The sequence below is a fragment of the Nocardioides sp. Root140 genome (assembly GCF_001426745.1).
GTDB lineage: Bacteria > Actinomycetota > Actinomycetes > Propionibacteriales > Nocardioidaceae > Nocardioides.
Genome location: NZ_LMFI01000010.1, coordinates 1430223 through 1454378 on the forward strand (window position 1 = coordinate 1430223; position 24156 = coordinate 1454378).

Genomic DNA, 24156 nt, shown 5'->3' on the forward strand with positions numbered 1-24156 from the left:
GACGGCAATGATCAAGAACCCCAGGCACCACGAGACGCGAGCCAATCGGGAGCCGGTTTCTCGCGTCCTCACAGGCCCTCAGTGCGACATGACGTCAATTGTTTGACTACGACGACAGCCCGTCAAAGATCGCTCATCTCGACAACAACGTCATGTCGAGATGCAGTAACCATTGACGAACCTCTCGCGGGGATCTTTGACAAAACTGGGGCGAACGGACGACGTCGTCAAAGTACGGGTGTCCGAAGGTGAGGTGTCGCGCGGAGCTCGATCCCAGTCAATGGGTGTAATGCCGACCTCCCCAATCTGGGAGCTGGCCTAGAGAACGGGCGACTGGATCCCGAGCCCTGACTTCAGTTCCTTGGTGGCCGCGAGGAGACAGGGTGCCACTCAAGTGGAGTCCAGCAGAGTGATGTGCCCTCAGCGTCTCGGTAGGAGGTCGGCCAACTCTGCGGCGGTCTGCGGGCGCTGGGACTTTACGGAGATAGCCTTCTTGATGGCTTCGCGCAGACCGTAGTCGCGGCTCGTGAGGGGGTTGACCTCGACCTTTCGGACGGAGTTGCCAGTCTCCTCGCCGGATAGGAGCGTGATCATCAGCAGGCCGACCTGGTAGATGTCGTCGGCGGGGCGCCAGAAGGCGCCGATGTCGGCTGGCGCGTAGTAGGGCGCCATGGCATCGGCGCGGACTCCCAGCTTCTTGAAGCCAGTCTTGGTGATGCCGAAGTCGCCCAGCTTGAGCACGGCCCGGTTTGCGACGTAGACGTTGCCCGGCGTGATGTCTCGATGTGAGGTCCCCATGTTGTGGAGCAGCGACAGCGGTTGCAGCAAGCCCCGAATTTTTCTGACCACGCGGTCCTCTGGCCAGGGCAGGCGACCGTCGTAGCAGGCGTCCCTGACCGTGCCGGTATCCATGTAGTCCATCTCGATCGCGAAGACCATCCTCGTGCCGCGCCCGTCAACCACCATCGTGGGGAAGGCGTCTCGCTGACGGACGACGTTCGTGTGGTCGTGTAACAGGCCCGCGAAGAAGGCTTCGCCGTGCCAAACGCGGGCGTCCGAGGTGAACTTCAGGCACACCGGTTCGCCATACTCGTCACCGTCGTCGTCGATGTGGAAGGCGCCGTAGGCAGCGCCGAACCCACCCTCCCCCAGGAAGGCCTGGATTCGGTAGGCGGTGCCACTGACTTGGTTCTCGATAACGGTGCCTACGGGGAGTCGTCGCATGCTCGGCGTCCTTTCAATGATGATGTCCAGTCGGCACCGGGCAGTGGGAGTACCCGGTTACTCCTGCTCTTCGTCGTTGGCGTCTCCGCCGTCAGGGTCGTCCAACTCGTCGGGCTCGTCGGTTTCTTCTTCGGTGACCTCGATGTCGGGCCGCGGCCAAACCTTGAGCGCCATCTGTGTCAGGTACACGCTGCGCCTGGCGATGCGGTCTTCGGTCCACTCGGCAGCCCAGACTGCTGCGTCGTCTCTGTCGACGCCCGTTGGGGCAGACAGGATCGAGGCGGTGGTGATGAGCATGGTGCTCTTCTGCTGGAGTGCCGGCTTCTTGGTCGGCCAGGCCTCGTTGCGCATCTGAGAGTTGAGGCGCCCATTGGTGAGCGTGAGATTGCCGACGGTGTTAATTGCCTGCTCTCGCTTCGCGGCATCGTCCCCGTCGTCCGGGTCCGGCAATGGCCAGTGCTCTCGCCACTTCTGCGGCATGACGTGCTCGATGTTGAGGTACTCCCACCGGGCTCGGATTGGAGTGGCGTCCTCGGCCTTGTTGTCGCGGAGGTGGTTCTCAATGCCGGCAAAGAAGGCCCGCTGGCGCGGCCTGCTCAGAGCATAGAAGTTGGATCCGAAGATGCAAGCCACAAACTCACCGTCGTCGGGCCAGTTGCGAGACTCGCCGGCCAAGTGAGCCAGTTGCTCTTCAATCTCGTCACCAGCCAATCCATCCTCGGCGGCACGTTGGCTCGCACTCTTGAGTACAGCAACGAAGATGCGGTTGTAGTCCTTCGTCGTCAGACCGCACAACATCCGACGGGTGAGGTACGAAGTCAGAGCCTCGGAGGCCTTCTGGCGTTGCGCCTGGGAGACACGGTCGTCAGCGTAGATGCCGAGGATAAGGGGCCACGCGGTGTTGGTCTTGGTCGCGATGACGAGATCCACGAGCGTTGCCGTGGGCTCATCGGGCGGATCGTTGACGAGAGCGTCGTACAGGTCGGCATACCGGCGGATCTCCTTGATGACGTTGCCCGCGTTCAGGCCACCCTCGAGGAACCACGCTTTGAACTCGTCGAAGAGTCGCTCGACCGAGACGACTTCGAGTCGTCGAGCTGTGAGCCAGTAGGCCGCCACCTGATCAAGCAGGCTGCGCTTGATACGACCGGTGATCGTCTCCGCACGCCATCTGCGGCCGTCGAGTGGCAACCAGTGGTCAACGAGCAACGACTCGGAGAGGTGTCGCTGGCCCTGGTCCTCGACCATGCGGAAGAGCAGATTCTTGATCAGGTCGGATTGTGAGAGCTCGACACCACGGTGGTTGAGGGCCTCGAAGATGACCTGAGCGTTGTCCGTCTTCTCCAAGGTGATGCGAACCAGGGCGATGCGATTCTCCAAGGCACTGTGCAGTGCGTCCAGCCGGTCACTCGGGTCGCCATCGCACGTCGCCCACTCCCGAATCGCATTTTCGAACCACAGCCGAGCCTCCGAGATCCGGTGGGCAGCGTCCGGACATGGTGACTCATCGTCTGGGTGCCGCACCGCCCACAAGTACTGCGGCCGATCCTGAGGCAGCGGCCACAGCTTGTACTTATCGTCGGGCCACTTCTCGTGGACCGCCTTCGCGCTGTTCTCAACCCACTCCTCAAACCGGCCCGCCGCGCTCTCGGCTCCGAGCTCGACAGCGATGGAGCGCGCCGCCGCCAACATCACCTGCAACGTGGTCAGCCTCTGCTGTCCATCAACAAGAATCGACCCGCCGAGTCGCTGCGGATGGTTCGGAGTCGCCTTCACCACGATGGCACCGAGGAAGTAAGTTGGCGGCTCGTCCGGCCACTCTCCGCTGACCATGTCATCGACCACGCTTTCGGCAGCGGCTGCGATGTCGTCCCACAGTGGAGTCCAGTTGTACTCCTCGCCCCATACGTAGGGCCGCTGGAACATCGGGATCTCATAGCGGTGGTTGTCGAAGAAGATCGACCCGAGCTTTACGTCTCCGGCTTGCATGCGGCTCCTCGCTGGGGTGGGCTGCTTCGACCTTAGACTGCGCAATCGCAGGCGTCAGTAGTTCAGAATCACTTCAAGGTGCGCCTGCCTCGCGACACCGCAGCGATCGCCGTGAACTGACTAGGCCGCTCGGTTGTCACCTGATCGTGCCGGGCAGTCATTCCGGAGAAGCGGACTCGATCAGCAGCAGTAGTGCGTACGCGGCGATGGACTTCGCATCGGAGATGGTGCCCTCGGTGATGAGGCGCTCGACCTGGGACCTGGTGAACCAGGCCGACCGCATGTCTTGTTCCTCGGGTTCCGGCTGAGGACTCGCTTGCGTGAGGCCTGTCGCCAAGAACACTTTGCACTGCTGGCTCAGGGTGCTCGGCATCGTGTCGAGGCTGCCCAGTGAGCGCAGAGTGGTGGCGATCAGCCCCGTCTCCTCACGCAACTCGCGTGCCGCGACCGCGCTCGCGTCGATGTCGGACTGGTCGGTGCTGCCCGAAGGGAACTCCCAACGGCGACCAGCCACCGGGTAGCGGTACTGCTCAACCAGGCGCACCCGGTCCCCGTCGAGGGGGATCACGAGCGAACAGTCGGCTGATTCGACCACGCTGTAGTCGCCACTTGAGCCATCCAAACGGCGAACTCTGTCTTGGCGCACGGACAGCCACGCGTCGGCGTACACCTGCCTGCTGCTGAGCATCTCCACATGAGCCAGTGTGCACCAGCCAACGAATGTCTACCGCGCGAGTAGATCTTGACAATGACAACGGTTTGTCAATCTTCGCTGCATCTCGACATCTGTCGAGACGCAGGAAAGATTGACGGGACTCAGCCGGGCGACTTTAGCGGATCAGGGCCTTGGCCGGACTGCGGGCAAAGTGCACGCGGACTATCTGTGGTAGCCCTCGTCGTGTGCGCAGCAGTTGTCTGCACACGTGTCGCCTGTGGTGACATCAGGGCTGGAGTTCTGTAGTGGGGTCGGCGCGCAGGCACAGCCCTCGCCGCGCCAGGCCTCGAGTCCTTCCCGCGCGGCGACCGCGGCGATGACCAGCCCTGCGATCGGGTCGGCCCAGGACCAGCCGAGTGTGGCGTTGAGGATCAGGCCGACCAGGAGTACCGCGGAGAGGTAGGTGCACAGCAAGGTCTGCGTGGAGTCGGCTACCACAGCGTTCGATCCCAGGCTCTTGCCGGTGCGCCGTTGTGCCCAGGACAGGAACGGCATGATCACCAGCGATGCTGCGGCCAGCACGATGCCGACGGGCGAGGCGTCGGGGTCGTGGCCACCGACCAGGGCACGCAGGGACTCGACGCTCACGTAGGCGGCGAGCGCGAAGAAGGAGAGTGCCATCAGTCGAAGAGCGCGGCGCTCCCGTGACTCGGGCAGGGGGTGGCGGAACTGCCACAGGATGATCAGTCCACTGCTGACCTCGACCACGGAGTCGAGCCCGAATCCGACCAGGGCGATCGACCCGGCCACGAGGCCGGCGGTGATGGCGATGACCGCTTCAATCACGTTGTAGGAGACCGAGGCGGCCGCCAGGAGTTGGGCCCGACGACCGAGTTGCCGGCGTCGGTCGGGGTCGTCCACGTACGTCGCCACGTGGACGTGACTGCTCATCGTGCGACTCCTTCGCCGTAGGTGGGGCACAGCACGACTGCGTCGCCGGTGGCCGCGAGCAACTCCTCGGCGGCGGCGAACACTCTCAGAACCGGGTCGGGATGGGTCAGCGAGAACACCGAGGCACGACCGGCCGGACGGGACTCCACCAGGCCGCAGTCGCGCAGGCATGCGAGGTGTTTGGAGACCGTGGACTGGGCCAGTCCGAGGTGGGTGGTCAGCTCGGTCACGTTGTGCTCACCGAGCAGCAGGTGACGCAGGATCGCCACTCGCGACGGGTCGCCCATGCCGCGGAACAGGCAGGCCGCGGCGCGGGCTGCGGTGGTCTCCTCGAGCCCTTGGGAGGGTTGCGCGGTCATCGACTCTATCATCGCCATGTGACGATATTAACGCCATATGGCATGTTCTGCCACAGGGTATCCATGACGGCGATCGACTGAGGCGTGGGCGATGCGGGTTCGCGAGATTGATCTATACCCCCCGGGGGTATATGGTGAGGTGAGTCTTTGAGAGCCAATTGATGGAGGGAATCGCGATGCCCAGCCCTGGCGAGATCCACGCTGACCAAGATGTCCACCACGACCACCAGCACCCGGTTCATCACGACGCTTCTGCGGGACACAGTGGACATGGTGGTCACAGTGGCGACGGAGGCCATGTGGCAATGTTCCGTCGGTTGTTCTGGGGTTCCTTGGTGGTCGCGGTGCCGACGGTGCTCTTGTCGGGAATGTTCGCCGATCTCCTCGGGTATGAGCTTCCCGATGTTCCCGGCGTCGACTGGGTTTCCCCGGCACTTGGGACGCTTCTCTTCTTCTGGTTCGGCCGTCCGTTCCTGATGGGTGCTGTGGAGGAGATCCGGGGCCGTCAGCCCGGGATGATGTTGTTGGTGGCGCTGGCCATCACGGTCGCGTTCCTCGCGTCGTGGGGCGCCACCACGGGCCTGCTGGCGCACCACCTCGACTTCTGGTGGGAGTTGGCCTTACTGGTGGTCATCATGTTGTTGGGCCACTGGGTGGAAATGCGTTCCCTGGCACGGACCACCTCGGCGTTGGACTCGCTGGCGGCGCTTCTTCCCGATCAGGCCGAGCGTCTCGAGGGCGACGAGGTCGTTGTGATTGCGCCGGGTGAGCTGGTTGTCGGCGATGTCGTGATCGTTCGTCCGGGCGGGAGTGTGCCCGCTGATGGTCGTATCGTCGAGGGGTCTGCCTCGGTGGATGAGTCGATGATCACGGGAGAGTCACGCGCGGTGCGTCGCGCGGGCGGGGACCACGTGGTGGCCGGGACGGTGGCCACTGACTCCGGCCTTCGCGTGGAGGTCACTGCGACCGGTGAGGAGACCGCTCTGGCGGGTATTCAGAGGCTTGTTGCGGACGCACAGGGTTCCGGGTCGCGGGCGCAGCGCTTGGCTGATGTCGCGGCGGGCTGGCTCTTCTGGTTCGCCCTGGGATCTGGTGTTCTCACCGCCATCGTCTGGGCTGCCATCGGGTTGCCTGATGAAGGTGTCATCCGCACCATCACGGTGTTGGTCATTGCCTGCCCCCACGCACTGGGTCTGGCCATTCCACTGGTCATCTCGATCGCAACCGAGCGGGCTGCGCGCGGCGGGGTGTTGGTCAAGGACCGCCTGGAGATGGAGGCCATGCGTGGGGTCGACACCGTGCTCTTCGACAAGACCGGCACCCTGACCAAGGGTGAGCCCACCCTCGTCGCCGTTGAGCCCGCAGCCGATGCCGACCTCGACCGGGATCGGGTGCTGGCCCTGGCGGCTGCCGCTGAGGCCGACTCTGAACACCCGCTCGCCCGCGCGATCGTCCGCGCCTCGGTCGACGGTTCGGTCGACGTGCTCCGTGCACGGGACTTCAGCTCTTCCCCCGCGGTCGGCGTCTCCGCGACTGTGGAGGGTCGGACGGTTCAAGTCGGCGGCCCAGCACTTCTCGAACAAGTGACCGGCCGCGAGTTGCCCATCTCCGATGAATGGCGCAAGGAGGGCGCAATCATCTTGCACGTCGTCCTCGACGGCACCGTTGTCGGCGCACTGCGTTTGGATGATGAGATCCGGGCAGAGTCCCACGCCGCGGTCCGAGCGCTGCACGAGCGTGGCGTGGAGGTCGTCATGATCACCGGCGACGCCGAGGCTGTCGCCGCGACCGTATCCGCCGAGCTCGGCATCGACCGCTACTACGCCGGCGTACGGCCAGAGGACAAGGCATCGACGGTTGCCTCCCTGCAGGCCGAAGGACGCCGGGTCGCGATGGTCGGCGACGGAGTCAACGACGCACCGGCCCTGGCTCAGGCCGACGTCGGCATCGCGATCGGCGCCGGTACCGACGTAGCCATCGGATCGGCAGGTCTCATCCTCGCCTCCGACGACCCGCGCTCGGTGATCTCGGTGATGGAACTCTCCCGGGCGACCTACCGCAAGAGCGTGCAGAACCTGGCCTGGGGAGCCGGCTACAACCTGGTGGCGGTCCCGCTGGCCGCTGGCGTGCTGGCACCCCTCGGCTTCTTGTTGCCGATGTCGGTTGGTGCGGTCCTGATGTCGGCCTCCACTGTGGTGGTCGCCCTCAACGCACAACTGTTGCGCCGGCTCGACCTCAGCCCGGACGCCGCCGCACCCCTGGACGTTCCCCATCAAGACAAGGGGGACGTGCCGATTCACGACTGATGACACTCCGACCAGCCCCGGCACACCCACTGGGCTTCCCACCCAGCGCTGAGACCACCCACCACTGCCACACCAGGAGAAACACCATGTGCACCGCGTGCTCTTGTTCCACCGAGTCAGAATCTTCGACCGCGACGCCCCCCTCCTCCGCCCAAGCCCCGCAGACTTCCACTGAGTTCACGGTGACCGGCATGACCTGCGGGCACTGCGTGACCTCGGTGACCGGGGCGATCCAGCAGATCGAAGGAGTCAGCGACGTCACGGTCGACCTGGCCAACAGACGTGTCACGGTCATCTCGTCGAGCGGACCCGTCTCCGGTGACGCGGTCACTGCTGCCGTGCGTGAGGCGGGCTATCAGATGGGATAGCGCTCCGCCTATGTGTCCGGCCTCCATGCCGCCCTGACGGTCATCGCGGAGGCCCCGCGACCGGCCACGGGTTGGGTGTGCAGCCCTGCAGGCCCAGGGTCTGTTGGAGCATGACAGGCGCCGGGTCTCCCGCTTCGGGACAGGCCTGGTGGGGGTACCCCAAGGCATGGCCGACTTCGTGGTTGATCACGTATTGCTGGTACTGCTCCAGTGGCCTGTTGAAAGGTGCGGCGCCGAAGAACCAGCGCTTGGCGTTGATGACGACCCGGTCGAGGTTGCGACACGAGACCTCCCCGTTGGTCTCCAGGGGTGCACACAACTCATCGACGGTGGCGGGGGTCGCGAGCAGGATGCGCACCTCGACACCCTCGTCGACCCGCTCGAACTCGTAGTCGCCGATGCCTCGCCAGCCCCGGGAGTCCGCGAGGACGGCCTCGACGGTCTGGGCGAACACCGCGGGTGCAACCTCGAGGCCGCCTTCGACCTCCACCGAGTACCGCAGCGGGTCCGGCCCAGTGCTGGACCCAGCGGATCCCGCGATGCTGAAGCGACCGGTGCCCCGCCCAGGCACGAGCGGGTCGAGGCGCATCGGGCGCGCCATCCTCACCACGCCCGGACCCGGTGCCGCGATCTGGGGTGACTCCTGCCGCGTCGGCACGTCTGAGGCACCCTGGGTGCGGGGCTGGAGTGTCGCTCCAGCCCCCATCCACACGCCCGTGCCGAGGAGCACGACCATCAGGACGGCGTACCCGATCGATGTCTTCCACGGCCCGGGTGCGGCTCGCCGCCCGCGGTGTCTGTGGGTGCCGCTGCGGTGGGCTCCGGTCATTGCAGAGGGATCTCAATGAGGACGCCCATCGTGCGCGTGACACTCATGGGGTAGCAATCCGCACCAGTGGTTCCCAGGTGTTCCCGCCGTCCTGAGACCTGTAGAGGCCTTGGTCGCTTGCTGCGTGCCAGACACGGCCAGCAATGTCGAAGGCGGCGGGCACCCCCGGGACGATCCCGCGGACGGTCCAGGTATCTCCGCCGTCGGTGCTCGCGTAGACCTCCCCGGTGGGGGCGATTCCGGCCAACTCTCCGGGCTCAGGCCAGGCCAGGTACTGCAGCGGCGGCGCATCGCGCAAGGTGGTGGCCGCGCGTTGTCCGAGTCTGCGTTGTTGAAGCCGGCCCGTGGGTGAGGCCACCAGGACCTGTCGTGGGTTGTCCGGGTTGATCACCAGGTCAGTGACCTGTCCCCGGGAGAGCGCCGACCAGCGCTTCTTGTCGGTGCTGGTCAAGAGCTGGTTCGACATGGCGTCGTAGGCATAGATCCGTTTGCCGGCGACATCGAGGGCGTGGAAGTCGGCCTCGCCGAGCAGCGAGAGGCTGGACCAGGTCTCGGCAGCGTCCACCGTCTCGATCAGACCCAGGTGCGGGGGCAGGTCTTCGCGCAGGTCCGGATGTCCGCTACCCAGGAAACGGCCGGGGCCGACGACTGTGAACGCCATGGTGTCCTGCCAGCGGTCCGCGATGCGGGTCAGGGAACCATTGTCTTCAATGCGCATCACGCCGACGTGTGTGGCGGCGTAGAGGGCGCCGTCGGCGGGATCCACGCCGATTCCGTGGACATGCCCGAGGACTTGCTTCTCGGGCTGGGTGACGTTTCTGGTGTCGTTGTTGCCGGCGCAGCCGGCCACAAGGGGTAGGGCGATGAGAGTGGCAGCGAGTACAGAGCAAGCACGCAGCATGGTGCATCTCCAAAAGGGTTCGGGGTAGGTCGAGAGAAGGCGAGGACCTGGGCCGGCCGTGCACGGGGGACACGGCCGGCCCAGGAGTCGTGGAGATCAGGAGGCGAGCAGCTTCTCCATGGTCGCGATCTCGTCCTGCTGGGAGGACTCGATCGACTTGGCCATCTCGATCGCGTCCTTGTTGACGCCCTCGGCCTGCTCAGACTTGGCCATCTCGACCGCGCCCTCATGGTGCTCGATCATCATCTCCAGCCACATCCGCTCAAACTCGGCCCCGTCCGCGGCCTCGAGGGCGGCCATCTCGTCGGCCGACATCATCCCCGGCATCTCGGGGTCCATCTCCATGTCGCCCTCGCCGTGGGCGTTGGCGTGGTCCCGGGCAGTCTCGGGGACCGGCTGGTCCCACTCGGTGAGCCAGTCGGTCATCTGCTCGATCTCGGGAGCCTGTGCGGTGCGGATCGCCTCGACGAGGTCCTTGACTACAGGGTCGAGCTTGCGGCCCATGGTCATGTCGACCATCACCAAGGCTTGGGCGTGGTGCTGCATCATGTCCGTGGCGAAGGCGACGTCCGCGTCGTTGAACTCGCTACCGCCTGCGGCGGTCTTCGTGTCGTGTGCCTGGCCGTGGTCTTCGTCGTTTCCGCACGCGGTGAGGGTGGCGAGGACGACGAGCAGCGCGGTCAGTACTGAAAGTTTCTTGATCATGGGGTTCTCCTGTGGGCGGTACGTGAAGGTGTGGGCGCGCGTCAGCAGCCCGACCGCGCGTTCAGCGTCGGCCGGGTTGCGTGCCCCTCACGTCCGCAGGACAGAGAGCTCAAACAGGCAAGGAGGATCCCGGTCCCGGGTGGCGGTCACCGGGATCGCAGCCACACGCAGCGCTCGCGGTACACGGAACAACACCACGTGTGTAGGTCGACGAAGGACGTATCCGATCACGAAGCCGACCAGGACAGCCAGGCACAGACCGACCATGGCCATACCGCCCCGGGAACCCTTCTCCGGATCGCCGCTCGGCGACTCTGTGAGGGAGGCATCAGCGGACGCATCACCGGCGTGTGACATACCCGGTTCCATGCTCGTCGCACTCGCGCCAAGGCCATCGTTGCCAGCCTCGTGGCCCGCTGCACCGTGGTTCGTGAGCCCGTGCATGGCCAACAGTCCTGCGAGCACGCCAACCAGGACCAGCAGCTTAGCCAGCGACCGGCCGGGGGCGCTCGACATGACCGCGGGGAACCTCAGCATTGAGGCCGAGTGTAACTAGTTCGTCGAGCGCAGTTCACGCATGCTCCGTTACACACGTGATGCCGTGAGCGGGCCGCGGAGTCAGGTGCGTCCCCTGTGAGGGCACCCCGCGGCCCCCTCAGCGCGACATAACGTCAAAAGATTATCTATGGCGACGATCCGACAATGTTCGCTGCATCTCGACAAAAGGATCAGTGGGCCATGTCGACGAAGCGGCTGTAGTGGCCCTGGAACGCGACGGTAATGTCACGCGTCTGGCCGTTACGGTGCTTGGCCACGATCAGATCAGCCTCGCCGGGACGGGTCGACTCGCGCTCGTAGACGTCGTCGCGGTGCAGCAGGATCACCATGTCCGCGTCCTGCTCGAGCGAGTTGTGAAGGGCAATGCCCTCAGCCACGAAGTTGTGCACTCCGAGCACGGTGGCGTCGTACACCTCTTGCTCTCCGAGCGACTTCACCGAGGTGATGCTGTCCCAGTAGACGTCGTTCGTGGCGAGCACTTCGAGATCGGCATCGCCGAGGATGCCCGCGATCTTGGACATACGCTGGCGGCTGGGCGCGTGCTTCCACATCGTCGATCCGCAGAACTGGGTGCCCATGGCCGATGCGAACTCCCGGTGCGTCACATTCTGTTCGGTGAGGAGTTCACGGACGCGGCCCCACACCTCGACGGGAACGGTGTCGAGGTTCGTGTTGGGTCGCACATCACGCAACGACTCGGCCAACGCACGCGCCTTCTCGCCACGAGCGCCGTGCACGCCGATCTCGTCGCAGAAACGCAGCTGGTTCTCCGCTCCGTAGACATGCAGGTGCCATCCGTCGCGGTAGCCGGGCTTGCGCACCCGCTTGATGCGCGTGAACACGTTGAAGCGCCCCAGGAGTCGCGCGAGATCGTCGACCAACCGGCGGCTGGTCGACGCGTAGTAGACGCGGCCGAGGTGGTTCTTCACGTCGTACCCGATCGAACCATCGGTGGCCCAGATGTGGCGGAGGAAAAGGCCCACTTGTTCCTTGGGAAGGCCGAAGACCCATTCGGGCACGAACTTCTCGTGGCTGCGCAGACCGAAGAGACCGTCCTCATCGAGCCACGCAGCAATTGGGCTCCGGCGTCCGCGCGCCAGCCTGTACGGCGCCGGCAGACGCAAGGTGGTGACCCGAGCAGCTTCGTACTCGTCGCGGATCGGTGTGATGCCGAATCGCCTCGACGCTGCCTCGCCGACGGCACTGAGGTTGGCCTCGTCGATGCTCGCGTAGCGAATGGGCTGACGCTTCACGAACGAGCCATCACCGAGCATGTGGGCGAGGATCACGATCTCGTCCTCGTCGCGCGGCGTGATCTGCAGCGGCGGCGGAACGTGGCGGATCGAGCCAATGCGGGCCCCCCGTGCGAGCTCACCCAGGGGCATCCACCCGTCGTACGTCAGGAACGGATGGTTCGCTGTCGCCTTGACCGTGCGACCGGAGGCGAGCGTGAGCTCGAATACCTCCTTGGTTCCGGAAGGGAACGCGTGGGTCATCGTGCGTGGAACCAGCTTGAGTCGATCGTCGAGCGCCCAGACCGGGATGTCCTTGGCGCCGGACTCCATCAGCTCACCGATGGTGACCTCGGCATTGTTGTCAGCCCGCATGATGCGTGTGTCCGCCGTGACGCAACCCGACTCACGCAGGTCGCTCATCATCGGTCGCTTGTCGGATCGCTGCTCGGGACCACGGTTCAGCTGCGACAGCGCGATGATCGGGACCTCGAGCTCCTTGGCCAGGAGCTTGATCTGACGCGAGAACTCCGAGACCTCGAGCTGACGGGACTCGACCTTCTTGCCCGAGCTCATCAGCTGCATGTAGTCGATGACGATGAGGCGCAGGTCGTGGTTCTGCTTGAGCCGTCGAGCCTTCGACCGGATCTCCATCATCGTCATGTTCGGGGAGTCGTCGATGAACATCGGCGCCGACGAGACCTCGCCCATCTTGCGCGCGAGCTTGGCCCAGTCGTCATCGGTCATGTTGCCGTTGCGGATGTGGTTCAGCGGCACCTTCGCCTCAGCCGACAACAGGCGCATCGTGATCTCGGCCCGGTTCATTTCGAGGCTGAAGAAGACGCTGGTCATGCCGTTGTGGATCGACGCCGCCCGGCACAGGTCCAGAGCCAGCGTTGATTTCCCCATGGCCGGGCGCGCCGCAATGATGATCATCTGGCCGGCGTGGAGGCCGTTGGTCAGGTCGTCGAAGTCGGCGAATCCGGTCGGCACTCCGTAGATGCCGCCGTCACGGTTTCCGATCGCCTCGATCTCGTCGAGGACGCCTTCCATGATGTCGACCAGGGGCGCATAGTCCTCGGCGGAACGCTTGTCGGTGATCTTGTAGACCTCGGCCTGGGCGTTGTCGACCATGGCGTCGACCTGGCCCTCGCCGGCGTACCCCATCTGCACGATCTTGGTGCCGGCATCGACCATGCGGCGCAGGATCGCCTTCTCTCGCACGATCTCGGCGTAGTAGCCGGCGTTCGCGGCGATCGGCACGTTGGCCGAGAGCGTGTGGAGGTACGGCGCACCGCCGATGCGCTGGAGTTCTCCGCGGCGCTGCAGCTCGGCCGAGACGGTGACCGGGTCGGCCGGCTCGCCGCGACCGAAGAGGTCGATGATCGCGTCGTGGATGATCTCGTGCGCCGGCCGGTAGAAGTCGGTGCCGCGGATCGTCTCGCTCACGTCGGCGATCGCGTCCTTGGAGAGCAGCATCGAGCCGATCACGCTCTGCTCGGCCGCGTTGTCCTGGGGAGGCGTGCGGTCGTTGGACGCACGGGGAGCATTGCCGGGCTCGTACGACGCAGGGCCGTCGCCCCACTCCGGCTCCGGCGGCAGGTCATCGCGAGGGTGGTCGGTCATGCTCATCGTCGCTCCCCTTCTTCATATTTCCGGCCCCGGACACGGCGTCCACTGTGCTGCCACGACGCTAGATGAGACCACCGACAGAACGGCTCCGGGAGAGCTGCAACGGGGACTTCACAAGACGCGGACGTGTGACCGTACGTCCCCGGGACCGTCCACCGAAAGCGCGTTGTCCACAGGCACCTGGGGATAACTCACGACTCGCCGTGGACGACACGCACCTCGCTGTGCACAGACTGGGGACGCGCCTGTGGATTCACGTGAAACCATGCGTCACACACCGCCTCTGACCTGCGCAAACGCCTCTCCCGACCTGTGGACAGGAAGTTGTTGGCAACTTTCTTTCCAGACGACCACCCACTGGACGGTCCGGTGTTTCTTTGTCGACATGGCGCCCTGGCGCTTCGTCTGCTCACAGATACCCACCGGTTACACACAGGCCGCCCCCGAGCCGGATGTCATGGGCACTAGGCAGTGTGCCTCTTACGTTCGCTAGGCTGCTCCCGTGAGCACCCGCGCCCCGGATCGCAGCGTCGACCGCGAGATCCTCAAGCTCGCGATCCCCGCCTTCCTGGCCCTGGTCGCCGAGCCACTGTTCCTGCTCGCCGACGCGGCGATCGTCGGACACCTCGGCACTCCGGAGCTGGCCGGCCTCGGCATCGCCGGCGCGGTGCTGCAGACCGCGGTCGGACTGTGCGTCTTCCTCGCCTACGGCACCACCGCGTCGGTCGCCCGCCAGCTCGGAGCAGGGAACCTGCGCGCGGCGATCAGCCAGGGCATCGACGGCATCTGGCTGGCGGTGATCATCGGCGTCGTCACCACCGTGGCCGGCATCCTCGCCACGGACTGGCTGGTCGGCCTCTTCGGCGCGAACGGCACCGTCGCCGACCACGCCAGCGACTACCTGCGCATCGCCTTCCTCGGCACCACACCGCTGCTGGTCATGCTGGCCGCCACCGGCGTGCTCCGCGGCATGCTCGACACCCGCACACCACTCATCGCCGCCGTACTCGGCAACCTGCTCAACATCGTGCTCAACTTCGCGCTGGTCTACGGCGTCGGGCCGGTGCCGGCGCTCGGCCTGAAGGGATCAGCACTGGGCTCGGTGATCGCCCAGGTGTTCATGGCCGGCCTCCTGCTGGCCGTCGTGCTCCGCGGCGCCCGACGCGAAGGTGCGTCCCTGCGCCCCGACCTCCCGGGGATCCGCACCGCCGCCCACGCCGCGGTCGCACTCGTCGTCCGCACCCTGACCCTGCGGGCCGCGCTCCTGGTCACGACGTACGCCGCCGTGCAGGCCGGCGGCGACACCCCGATCGCCACCCACCAGCTGGCGATGACGATCTGGTCGTTCCTCGCCTTCGTGCTGGACTCCATCGCCATCGCGGCCCAGGCGCTCACCGGCCGCTACCTCGGGGCCGGCGACCGCGCCGGCACCCGGGCCATCACCCGACGCATGGTGCAGTGGGGCATCGCCTCGGGCGTGGTCACCGGGCTCGGCCTGGCCGCGCTCAGCCCGGTGATGGGCCACCTGTTCACCTCCGACCGGGCGGTCATCGAGCAGCTCGTCCCGGTCCTGCTCATCGCGGCGGTGGCCCAGCCGATCGCTGGCTACGTGTTCGTGCTGGACGGCGTGCTCATCGGCGCTGGCGACGGCGCCTACCTCGCGTGGGGCGGGCTCGCCGTACTCATCGTCTACACGCCCTTGGCCCTCCTCGCCGACGACCTGGTGTGGCTGTGGGTCGCGTTCGGCTTCGGCTTCATGTTGGGGCGTGCGGTCGTGCTCGGCCTTCGCGCACGAGGTGAGAAGTGGATGGTGCTGGGCGCCACCTGAGTCGCCGTACGACGGCACTTGTGCGCCCCTGTGGTCACTTCGACCCCCGCCGGTGGGGTGCAGAGCGTCATGGACGGGGCGTTACTCGCGGGAGGGGCGGCCACTACAGTTGCCGCGTGACTGACCAGCCGGCCGCGGACCCGGAGAGCCGAAGCCGCCCGGAACGCACGTCGATGACCCCGCTCCAGAAGGTCGCGATGGGCTTCGTCGTCGTCGCGATCGACACCCTCGGGCGCCTCGACGTCCTCCCCGACTTCATCGGGTGGGCGATGGTCCTGTGGGGCCTGTCCTCGGTGCGGTGGTCCGAGCGCGGACAGCTGCTCGGCATCGGCAGCGTGTGCGCCGTCGTGTCACTCGCCGTCTGGTTCCCCCAGGTCAACGAGCGCGTGCACGACGCCGAGCTCGCGCTCAAGTGGGCCCTGTCGCTGCCCGACCTCCTCTTCATCCTCCTGTTCGCACGGGCGGTGTGCTCCGCGGCCCGGGCCGGGAAGGACCGCAAGTTCACCGGCCGCTTCGGGGTCATCGGCTGGGTCACCTGCGTCGTGGCCGCACTTCCGCCGATCGCCGACGCGGCCGACTCGAGGACCATGCTCGGCTACGCCGACGTGGCCTTCGTCCTGCTGTGGCTCTGGCTGATCTGGAACACCTTCGCCGCACACGCCAGGCCGTACGCCGCCGCGCGCGACACCGTCTGACCCGACCGGCCACGGACGATCGGGGGGCGCAGGCTCGCACCGACCCGATCGCGGCCGAGCGGAGACGGCCGAGGGCGACCACGATCGTGCAGGTGTCGAGTCACGACACCGGATCCGGGCCCGAGGGCGACCACGATCATGCAGGTGCAGAGTTGAGGTCACGGGGAGCGAGCGCGTCGGCGGGTCGGCGAGTCGACGGGACGCGCCAGGCGCAAGCGACGTCCTGAACACCGGCGGCCGCGCCGCCGCCCACGCCGGACGTCCCGGCAGGAACGACTGGGAGCCAGGAGCGCCCGGAAATGACAGTCGGCCCGCCACCCCGAAGGGCAGCGGACCGGACTGGTGTGTCAGACAGCCAGCGTCAGACAGGCTCGATCAGCCGGCGACGACGTTGAGCGCCACCGTGGCGGAGACCCCGTCGTACAGCTTGACCGACACCTGGTGCGCGCCGAGGGCCTTGATCGGGTTGCCCGCGACGATCGTGCGCTTGTCGACCTGCTCGCCCGAGGTCTCGGACAGGGCAGCGGCGATCTCGGCAACGGTCACGGCGCCGAACAGGCGGCCACCTTCACCGGCACGGACGGCGACCTTGACGGGCGCGGCCTCGAGCTTGGCCTTGACCTCGCCGGCGTGGTCCTGGTCGCGCAGCGCGCGCGAGGCGCGGGCGGACTTGATGGACTCGATGGTCTTCTCGCCACCCTTGGTCCAACGGACCGCGTCGCCGCGGGGGATGAGGTAGTTACGGCCGTAGCCGTCCTTGACCTCGACCACGTCGCCGGGGGCGCCGAGGCCGTCAACTTCCTGGGTCAGGATGAGCTTCATGTTCGCAAATCCTCTCAGCGACCGGTGGACGTGTAGGGCAGGAGTGCGACCTCGCGGGCGTTCTTGACCGCGATGGCAACGTCGCGCTGGTGCTGCACGCAGTTGCCGGTCACCCGACGGGCACGGATCTTGCCGCGGTCGGAGATGAACTTGCGGAGGAGCGTGGTGTCCTTGTAGTCGACACCGGTCGCCTTCTCCTTGCAGAACTGGCAAACCTTCTTCTTGGGCTTGCGAATCACTGCCTTGGCCATTGTGGTGCTCCCTTTCGTGAAGCCCGGCCGCGCGTCTCAGCGGGCCGGAATGGATGTTGGCTAACGGAAATTGTGGTGCTGTGCGGTCTCGCCACGGTCGCTGTGCGACCTGCTCGACCGACGGATCAACTCAGAAGGGAGGCTCTTCGGACGACACGCCCGGAGCGGCCCACGGGTCGGACTGACCCGCGTTGCCTGCCGGAGCGCCGCCCTGTGCCGGAGTGGCCCAAGGGTCGGCAGCAGGGGCGCCCTGCTGGGACTGGCCGCCCTGGTTGAAGCCGCCGCCCTGCGACGGACCGCCCTGGTTGAAGCCACCGCCACCGCCGCCGCCACCGCGGGAAGCCCGCGTGACCTTGGCCGTGGCGTACTTCAGGCTGGGACCGACCTCTTCGACGTCGATCTCGAAGACCGTGCGCTTCTCACCCTCGCGGGTTTCGTAGGTGCGGGCCTTCAGGCGACCCTGCACGACGACACGCATGCCGCGCTGCAGGGACTCGGCGACGTTCTCCGCGGCCTGTCGCCAGACAGAGCAGGTCAGGAACAGCGCGTCGCCGTCCTTCCATTCGTTGCTCTGCTTGTCGAAGGTGCGCGGCGTCGATGCGATCCGGAAGTTCGCCACGGCCGCACCCGACGGGGTGAAGCGCAGCTCCGGGTCGTCGACGAGGTTGCCGACCACCGTGATTACGGTCTCGCCTGCCATCTCAGGTCTCCCTTTGTTCTCAGCTGTTTGTGTGTCCGGACCATGGTGTACGCCGGCACCGACAGTGTGAAGACTTCTCCACAGACTGGTTTCGAGACGGTCGCAGAGCGACCTCCTCAACCAGCAGCAAGCTACCGGCGTACGCCGTCACGCCTGGGCGCGAAGGACCTTGGTGCGCAGCACGGACTCGTTCAGGGTGAGCTGGCGGTCGAACTCCTTGACCGTGGCCGGCTCGGCCTGCAGCGAGATGATGGCGTAGATGCCTTCAGCGTTCTTCTTGACCTCGTAGGCGAGGCGGCGACGTCCCCAGACGTCGACGGTCTCGACGGAGCCACCATCCTTGCGGATGACGTTGAGGTACTTGTCGAGGGACGGTTCGATCGTCCGCTCTTCGAGGTTCGGGTCGAGGATGACCATCACTTCATATGCACGCATAGCGGTCTCCACCTCCTCTGGACTCGGCGGCCACGGTCTCTCCGTGGCAGGAGGGCTTTGCGAATGTCAGCGGGATGCACCACTCGGGGGTACAGGGCCACAAGGACAGTGCAGGCTATCAGCGCGCGCGTACGGCGACGAAATCCGCCGACTGGATCCGGGGCCGATCCGGGCCGGAATGTTTGGCCGATGAATGGGTAGGGTGGCCCCCGATGACATCCATGGGGAACACGCCGCTCGCCGGCCGCTACGTGCTGATCGACCAGATCGGCGCCGGCGGCATGGGCTCTGTGTGGCGTGCCTGGGACCTCCGGAACCAGACGTTCGTGGCGGCGAAGGTGCTCGGCCAGCACGACAGCGGCATGCTGCTGCGCTTCGTGCGCGAGCAGTCGGTGCGCATCCGTCACCCCCACGTCGTCGCGCCCAGCGGCTGGGCCGCGGAGGACAACCTGGTCATCTTCACCATGGACCTGGTCAAGGGCGGCTCCATCCAGACCCTGCTCGGCGACCACGGCAAGCTGCCCGAGTCGTACGCCGCGGTGGTGCTCGACCAGACGCTCCAGGCCCTCGAGGCGGTCCACGGTGCCGGAGTCGTGCACCGCGACGTCAAGCCGGCCAACCTGCTCCTCGAGCCGACCGGCACCCGCCGTCCGCACCTGCGCCTGGGCGACTTCGGTGTCGCCGCGCTGATCGACGAGGTCCGGCTGACCCGCTTCCCCGGCGCCATCGGCACCGACGGCTACATGGCCCCCGAGCAGGCCCTCGGCGCCTCTCCCGAACCCCAGCAGGACCTCTACGCCGTGGGCGTGGTCGGCATCCAGATGATCACCGGGCTCAGCCCGCGTCACCAGAAGGGCGCCCCTGACGGCAAGTACAAGGAGTTCCTCGAGGCGCTGATCCAGGAGGACTCCGAGGCCCGGCCGGCCAGTGCCTCCGAGGCGCTCCAGATGCTCCGCGAGATCGGCGTACCGCCCGGCACCCCGTGGCAGAACGACTCCGAGCCGCCCGAGGTTTTCAACCAGCTCAATGACGTGGCGCCGCCGCCCCCGTCGTACTACCCGTCCTACTCGACCGGCCAGATGGGCTCGACCTATCCGACGCCGACCCCGTTCCCCGGGGCCGGCCAGGCACCCACGCCGTACGGCCCCGCATCACACGGCTCGGGCTCCCGCGGTTCGGGCAGCCAGGGCTCGGGTGCCCCCGGTTCAGGCGGCCAGGGGTCGGTCGGCCACGGTTCGGTGGCCCAGGGCGGCTTCGCCCAGGGTTCACGGGCGACGTCCGGACAGGGACGCCACGCGGGTCCCCAGTCCGGCGCGCACTCCGGAGCGCAGTCGGGTGCCAACTCGGGCGCGCACTCCGGATCCAACTCCGGAGCCCAGGGGGCAAGCTCGGGCGCCCACTCCAGCCCGGGCAGCAACGCCGGGCCGACCTCCGCCGGCCGCACGGCCTTCGTCGGCCCGCCGATGCCCCAGCCGGTGACCGGCTACGACGTCACGCGGCGGTCCGGTGCGGCCACGACCGGCGGCACCAGCACCGCCCTGATCGTGGCGATCGTCTGCTTCCTGGCCGCCATCGGCCTGGCCGGCAGCGCGATCTGGCTGGTCGTGGCCTGACGCCGACGCGGTTCGCGTCAGCGGTTGCGCAGCAGCACGAGTCCGACGACGGTCAGCACCGCCGCGGCCGCGATCAGGCTCCAGATGAGCGCCCACGGCTCGCTGGCCAGCACCGGGATCATGCGCGGCTCCGACGGTGACGGCCCAGGGCAATCACGCCGGCGGCGGCCATCACGGCCGACCCGGCGAAGAGGCCACCGACCGCGGCCCACGGAGTCTCGTCCGACGACGAGGACGAGGCCTCCGACTTCTTCTCGTCGGACTCCTCCTGCGCCGCGTCGGACCCGTCGAGCGCGGCGACCGGCTCCGCGTCCTGGGCGTACGGCGACGTGGCGGCCTTGTCGGTGATCACCTTGGTGTCGACCATGAAGTCGGCACCGCTGGGCTGGATGTCCTGCTGGCCCAGCTGCAGCAGCACGTAGTAGGTGCCGGGGAACGCCGCGGTGACACCCTCGGCCTCGCGGTTGCGCCAGGTGATCGACGGGGAGACCACGCCTCCGTCGAGGGTGTTGTACTTCAGGTCGATGTCGTCGAAGCCCGGCGGCTCACCCTTCGCACCCTGGGTGGCCGTGCCCCAGGCGGACTTCCCGCCCACGGGGTTGATCAGGATCGGCCGCACGGTCACGTTGTCGACGGTCTCGGGGCCGTCGTACGTCAGCCACACCTGCAGGTGCTGGTTCCAGTCGAGCGGCACCTTGAACAGGGCCGCCTTGCCCGGGTCGACATGCACCTTCCACTTGCCGTCGACCAGCTCGGGCGCGTCGGCGAACGTGTGGCCCAACGTGGCGTCGCCCTTGTCGGTCGAGGGGGTGCCGACCCACTTCTGGTTCGTCGCCGGCGGAGGCAGGATCGAGGCGTCGGCGACCGGCGGCTCCTCCCACACCACGAGGTTGGCCTCGGCGTTCGGCACCGTCGTGGGGTCCCAGCTCTGGAGGCCGAACAACACCTTGTCGGCCGTGCTGCACGACTGGTTCGTCGAGGCTGAGCCGGCGATCAGGTCGTGGCGGCCGTAGTAGGAGTCGGCGTACGCCCCCTGCCCGCAGTCCTGGTTGGTGCCGTCGGCGGTGGGCGTGATGTACCAGGACCCGTCCACCGGCTTCGGCGCGATCAGCGACTCGCCCACCCAGATCGTCGAGTCGTCGATCGTGCGCTCGACCGCGAAGTACGCGGTGTCGGTGGAGTCGGGCATGTTCATGGTGTGCAGGCCGGGCTCGACGGCAGGGGCGCTGCCGACGTCGGTGGCGAGCTCCACCGGCTCGTCGTCGGCCGAGGTGTACGCCGCGGCGGGCGCCAGCAGGCAGGCCGCAGTGAAGCCTGCGGCGGCCGACCCGAGGAGCCGTCGTGAACGCTTCATGGGCTCCACTTTTCCACACGAGTGGGCGGAGAGGCGTCATCGTCCGCGCGCTCGGTAGGGTTGGATCAGTCGAAAGGGGGTCCCGGGGATGAACGACGTGCAGGAAGACAGGCGCCGACAGCAGGCCGAGTTGTACGGCGACCCCATCGACGTGCTCGCCAACAAGGTGCAGCACCTCATGGGCCTGGGGATTCCCGAGCTGGCCGAGGTGATCGGTCTGTCCGTGCCGATGCTGACCAAGCTGCTCACCGCCGAACGCGTCGGCATCGGCAACAACGTGGCCATGGGCCGGCTCACCAGGCTGCAGGAGTTCACCAGCCAGCTGATCAGCGGCGAGGCCTCGCGTGACGAGATCCAGCTGACCCTGGCCCAGATCAAGGCCTCCACCACCCCCGCCCGGCCGAGCCGGGTCACCGCCGTCGCGAAGGCGACCCCGACCGCGGCTCAGCAGGACACCAGCCCGCGCCGCCCGATGATCGCCCCCGGCACCGGCGAGCGTCCGCTGATCACCCCGACGTCACTGGGCTACGCGCGGTCGGTGGTGGGCCGCCACGTGAAGCCGACTCCGGCGTACCGCTGGCCGCTGCTCGAGCGCTTCACCCGCACCGAGACGTGGGTCAAGCACGAGAACCACTCACCCACGGGCGCGTTCAAGGTGCGCGGCGGGCTCAACTTCCTCGAACGGCTGCGCGTCTCGGGCATGCCCGCGCCGTCCGGCCTGATCTCGGCCACCCGCGGCAACCACGGCCAGAGCCTCGCGTTCGCCGGCAGCAAGTACGGCGTCCCGATCACGATCGTGGTGCCCAGGGGCAACAACCCCGACCAGTCCGACTCCATGGACGGCCTCGGCGCCGAGGTGATCGAGCACGGCGACGACTTCCAGGAGGCCCGCGAGTACGCCGCCCGGCTGGCCGGCGAGCGCACCCTGCTGATGGTGCCGCCGTTCCACGCGTGGCTGGTCGAGGGCGTGGCGACGTACGCCGCAGAGCTGCACGAGTCGGTGCCCGGGCTCGAGGCGATCTACGTGCCGATCGGCATGGGCTCGGGCGCCTGCGCCAACATCCTGGTCCGTGACCTGCTCGGGCTCCGCACCGAGATCATCGGCGTGGTGGCCGCGGGCGCCCCGGCGTACGCCCTCTCCTACGAGGCGGGCCGCCCGGTCTCGACCGACAGCGCCGACACCTTCGTCGACGGCGCCGCCTGCCGCACCCCCGACCCGATCGCGGTCGACATCATCAACCGCGGCATCTCCCGCATCGTGCGGGTCTCCGAGGAGGAGGCCGCCGAGGCGATGGCGCTCACCTACCGCACCACGCACAACCTCGCCGAGCCCGCGGGGTCGCTGGCGCTGGCCGGCATGCTCGCCGACACCGACCGCCCCGAGGGCCGCAAGACCGCGATCGTGCAGACGGGCGGCAACTGTGACCTCGCCACGCTGTCCCGGGTCACCACCGACGTCGTCTGACCTACGCCCCACGTCCTCCTGATGCGCCAACCGTGGATTATTGCGTCGCGAGCCGTGGTTTCCTGATGCGCCAACCGTGGATTATTGCGTCGCGAGCCGTGGTTTCTTGATGCGCGAACCGTGGATTATTGCGTCGCGAGCCGTGGGTTCTTGATGCGCGAACCGTGGATCCTTGATGCCTGTAGGTCGGCTTGGCGCGGGCGGACCCACGCCAAGCGGACCGTGGGACAGGTAAGTAGCGCCCCTCCTGGCCTCCACGCGCGTTGAACACGGCCGCGGGCATGCCAGTTGCCTGTCCCACGGTCCGCCCACCGCCGCCCACGGCCATTCACCCAGCACCAGCCAGCCACCGACGACCACGCGTCGGCGGGCTTCGCCCCTCGCACGAGAGTGCTGTCCGACCGGGCTCCTACGATGGGCCACATGAGCTCCCCGTCCACCAGCACAGCCATCGGCGCGCACGTCGACCAGACCGACCCGATCGCGGAGGCGCGCGCCCGTGACACCACGCTGGTGCAGTTCTTCCTCGGCAACCCGCAGAGCTACAAGGGCCCGGTCATCGCGTACGCCGGCGGCGCCGAGGGCCTGAAGGCAGATGCGGAGGAGGCCGGCGTCGACCTCTACGTGCACTCGCCGTACCTCATCAACGTGGCCACCACGAACAACCGGCTGCGCATCCCGAGCCGCAAGCTGCTGCAGTCCCACATGGATGCCGCGGCGTCCATCGGCGCCAAGGGGCTGGTCGTGCACGGCGGGCACCTCAAGGACGACGAGGACCCGTCGATCGGCTTCGACAACTGGCGCAAGGCGATTGCCGCGACCGACCTCAAGATCCCCCTGCTGATCGAGAACACCGCCGGCGGTGACAACGCGATGACTCGTTACCTCGAGCGCATCAAGGGCGTGTGGGGCGCGATCGAGGGTGAGGAGCAGGCCGACATGGTCGGCTTCTGCCTCGACACCTGCCACGCCCATGCCGGTGGCAACAACCTCGAGACCATCGTCGACGACGTGCTGGCGATCACCGGCCGCATCGACCTCGTGCACGCCAACGACAGCCGCGACGACTTCGACTCGGGCGCCGACCGGCACGCCAACCTGGGTGCGGGCCACATCGACCCCGACCTGCTGGCCTCGGTGATCCGCGACGCGAAGGCTCCCGCGCTCCTCGAGACCCCGGGTGGTTCCGCGGAGCACGTGGCCGACACCGCGTGGTTGCGCGAACGCCTCTGACACCAGGAACCCACGGTTGGCGCATCAAGAACACGCGGTTCGCGCATCAAT

General features: G+C 67.1%; 22 protein-coding genes. 7 read left to right on the top strand and 15 right to left on the bottom strand.

The window, feature by feature from the left end; all coding sequences use genetic code 11:
• Positions 1-420: 420 nt before the first annotated feature.
• From ASD30_RS17210 to ASD30_RS17230, 5 genes are all read right to left on the bottom strand, one after another.
• The gene (locus ASD30_RS17210; RefSeq protein WP_056684070.1) at positions 421-1224 is read right to left on the bottom strand and encodes a protein kinase domain-containing protein; all 804 of its coding nucleotides are present in this window, start codon (positions 1222-1224) and stop codon (positions 421-423) included.
• Between the two features lie 57 nt (positions 1225-1281).
• A complete protein-coding gene (locus ASD30_RS17215; RefSeq protein WP_056684073.1) occupies positions 1282-3213 on the bottom strand; it encodes a DUF262 domain-containing protein in 1932 nt (643 codons plus the stop codon).
• A 157-nt stretch (positions 3214-3370) separates the two neighbouring features.
• A complete protein-coding gene (locus ASD30_RS17220; RefSeq protein WP_056685201.1) occupies positions 3371-3901 on the bottom strand; it encodes an NUDIX domain-containing protein in 531 nt (176 codons plus the stop codon).
• A gap of 189 nt (positions 3902-4090) precedes the next feature.
• A complete protein-coding gene (locus tag ASD30_RS17225) occupies positions 4091-4819 on the bottom strand; it encodes a cation diffusion facilitator family transporter (RefSeq protein ID WP_082563899.1) in 729 nt (242 codons plus the stop codon).
• Complete coding sequence (locus tag ASD30_RS17230; RefSeq protein ID WP_082563900.1) at positions 4816-5196, bottom strand: metalloregulator ArsR/SmtB family transcription factor; 381 nt, start codon at positions 5194-5196, stop codon at positions 4816-4818. The genes ASD30_RS17225 and ASD30_RS17230 overlap by 4 nt, the downstream gene beginning before the upstream one ends.
• A 317-nt stretch (positions 5197-5513) precedes the next feature.
• Here ASD30_RS17230 and ASD30_RS17235 point away from each other — a divergent pair, with 317 nt between their 5' ends.
• Positions 5514-7484, top strand: a complete 1971-nt coding sequence (locus ASD30_RS17235) for a heavy metal translocating P-type ATPase (RefSeq protein ID WP_235532612.1) — start codon at positions 5514-5516, stop codon at positions 7482-7484.
• Between the two features lie 182 nt (positions 7485-7666).
• Entirely contained in the window at positions 7667-7852 is a 186-nt protein-coding gene (locus ASD30_RS27595; protein WP_056684082.1) for a heavy-metal-associated domain-containing protein, read from the top strand.
• A 40-nt stretch (positions 7853-7892) separates the two neighbouring features.
• On the opposite strand, the gene ASD30_RS17245 is transcribed toward ASD30_RS27595, so the two are convergent.
• The 5 genes from ASD30_RS17245 to ASD30_RS17265 all read right to left on the bottom strand — a co-directional run bounded on the left by ASD30_RS17245 (position 7893) and on the right by ASD30_RS17265 (position 13709).
• Positions 7893-8681 carry a DUF3152 domain-containing protein gene (locus ASD30_RS17245; RefSeq protein ID WP_056684085.1) on the bottom strand — a complete coding sequence of 263 codons (789 nt, stop codon included), beginning with the start codon at positions 8679-8681 and terminating at the stop codon, positions 7893-7895.
• 43 nt (positions 8682-8724) lie between these two features.
• Positions 8725-9447: a WD40/YVTN/BNR-like repeat-containing protein gene (locus ASD30_RS17250; RefSeq protein WP_156393682.1), complete on the bottom strand. Its 723-nt coding sequence runs from the start codon at positions 9445-9447 to the stop codon at positions 8725-8727.
• A gap of 231 nt (positions 9448-9678) precedes the next feature.
• Entirely contained in the window at positions 9679-10287 is a 609-nt protein-coding gene (locus ASD30_RS17255; protein ID WP_056684091.1) for a DUF305 domain-containing protein, read from the bottom strand.
• Positions 10288-10374: 87 nt separating this feature from the next.
• Complete coding sequence (locus ASD30_RS17260) at positions 10375-10824, bottom strand: DUF6153 family protein (protein ID WP_056684094.1); 450 nt, start codon at positions 10822-10824, stop codon at positions 10375-10377.
• Positions 10825-11015: 191 nt separating this feature from the next.
• Positions 11016-13709, bottom strand: a complete 2694-nt coding sequence (locus ASD30_RS17265) for a replicative DNA helicase (protein WP_082563903.1) — start codon at positions 13707-13709, stop codon at positions 11016-11018.
• Between the two features lie 502 nt (positions 13710-14211).
• On the opposite strand from ASD30_RS17265, the gene ASD30_RS17270 reads away from it, so the two are divergent.
• Together ASD30_RS17270 and ASD30_RS17275 are read left to right on the top strand one after the other, a co-directional pair.
• Positions 14212-15537, top strand: a complete 1326-nt coding sequence (locus ASD30_RS17270) for an MATE family efflux transporter (protein ID WP_056684097.1) — start codon at positions 14212-14214, stop codon at positions 15535-15537.
• Between the two features lie 116 nt (positions 15538-15653).
• Positions 15654-16232: a hypothetical protein gene (locus ASD30_RS17275; RefSeq protein ID WP_156393683.1), complete on the top strand. Its 579-nt coding sequence runs from the start codon at positions 15654-15656 to the stop codon at positions 16230-16232.
• 375 nt (positions 16233-16607) lie between these two features.
• Here ASD30_RS17275 and rplI read toward each other — a convergent pair whose 3' ends face one another.
• The 4 genes from rplI to rpsF all read right to left on the bottom strand — a co-directional run bounded on the left by rplI (position 16608) and on the right by rpsF (position 18440).
• The gene (gene rplI, locus ASD30_RS17280; protein WP_056684102.1) at positions 16608-17054 is read right to left on the bottom strand and encodes a 50S ribosomal protein L9; all 447 of its coding nucleotides are present in this window, start codon (positions 17052-17054) and stop codon (positions 16608-16610) included.
• 14 nt (positions 17055-17068) lie between these two features.
• On the bottom strand, positions 17069-17305 hold the full coding sequence (gene rpsR / locus ASD30_RS17285) for a 30S ribosomal protein S18 (protein ID WP_017933521.1): 237 nt from the start codon (positions 17303-17305) through the stop codon (positions 17069-17071).
• Positions 17306-17435: 130 nt separating this feature from the next.
• Complete coding sequence (locus ASD30_RS17290) at positions 17436-18005, bottom strand: single-stranded DNA-binding protein (RefSeq protein ID WP_056684105.1); 570 nt, start codon at positions 18003-18005, stop codon at positions 17436-17438.
• Positions 18006-18152: 147 nt separating this feature from the next.
• Positions 18153-18440 (bottom strand): 30S ribosomal protein S6, encoded by a 288-nt coding sequence (gene rpsF / locus ASD30_RS17295; RefSeq protein ID WP_056684108.1) that lies wholly within the window; start codon positions 18438-18440, stop codon positions 18153-18155.
• Between the two features lie 212 nt (positions 18441-18652).
• Between rpsF and ASD30_RS27235 the strand changes: the two genes are divergently transcribed.
• Entirely contained in the window at positions 18653-20053 is a 1401-nt protein-coding gene (locus tag ASD30_RS27235; protein ID WP_200951168.1) for a serine/threonine-protein kinase, read from the top strand.
• A gap of 118 nt (positions 20054-20171) precedes the next feature.
• Here the strand turns inward: ASD30_RS27235 and ASD30_RS17305 are convergent, their stop codons facing one another.
• Positions 20172-21407 carry a hypothetical protein gene (locus ASD30_RS17305; RefSeq protein WP_056684112.1) on the bottom strand — a complete coding sequence of 412 codons (1236 nt, stop codon included), beginning with the start codon at positions 21405-21407 and terminating at the stop codon, positions 20172-20174.
• Positions 21408-21495: 88 nt separating this feature from the next.
• Between ASD30_RS17305 and ASD30_RS17310 the strand changes: the two genes are divergently transcribed.
• Both ASD30_RS17310 and ASD30_RS17315 read left to right on the top strand, forming a co-directional pair.
• Entirely contained in the window at positions 21496-22872 is a 1377-nt protein-coding gene (locus tag ASD30_RS17310; RefSeq protein WP_200951169.1) for a threonine dehydratase, read from the top strand.
• 423 nt (positions 22873-23295) lie between these two features.
• On the top strand, positions 23296-24105 hold the full coding sequence (locus ASD30_RS17315; protein WP_082563905.1) for a deoxyribonuclease IV: 810 nt from the start codon (positions 23296-23298) through the stop codon (positions 24103-24105).
• Positions 24106-24156: the final 51 nt, after the last annotated feature.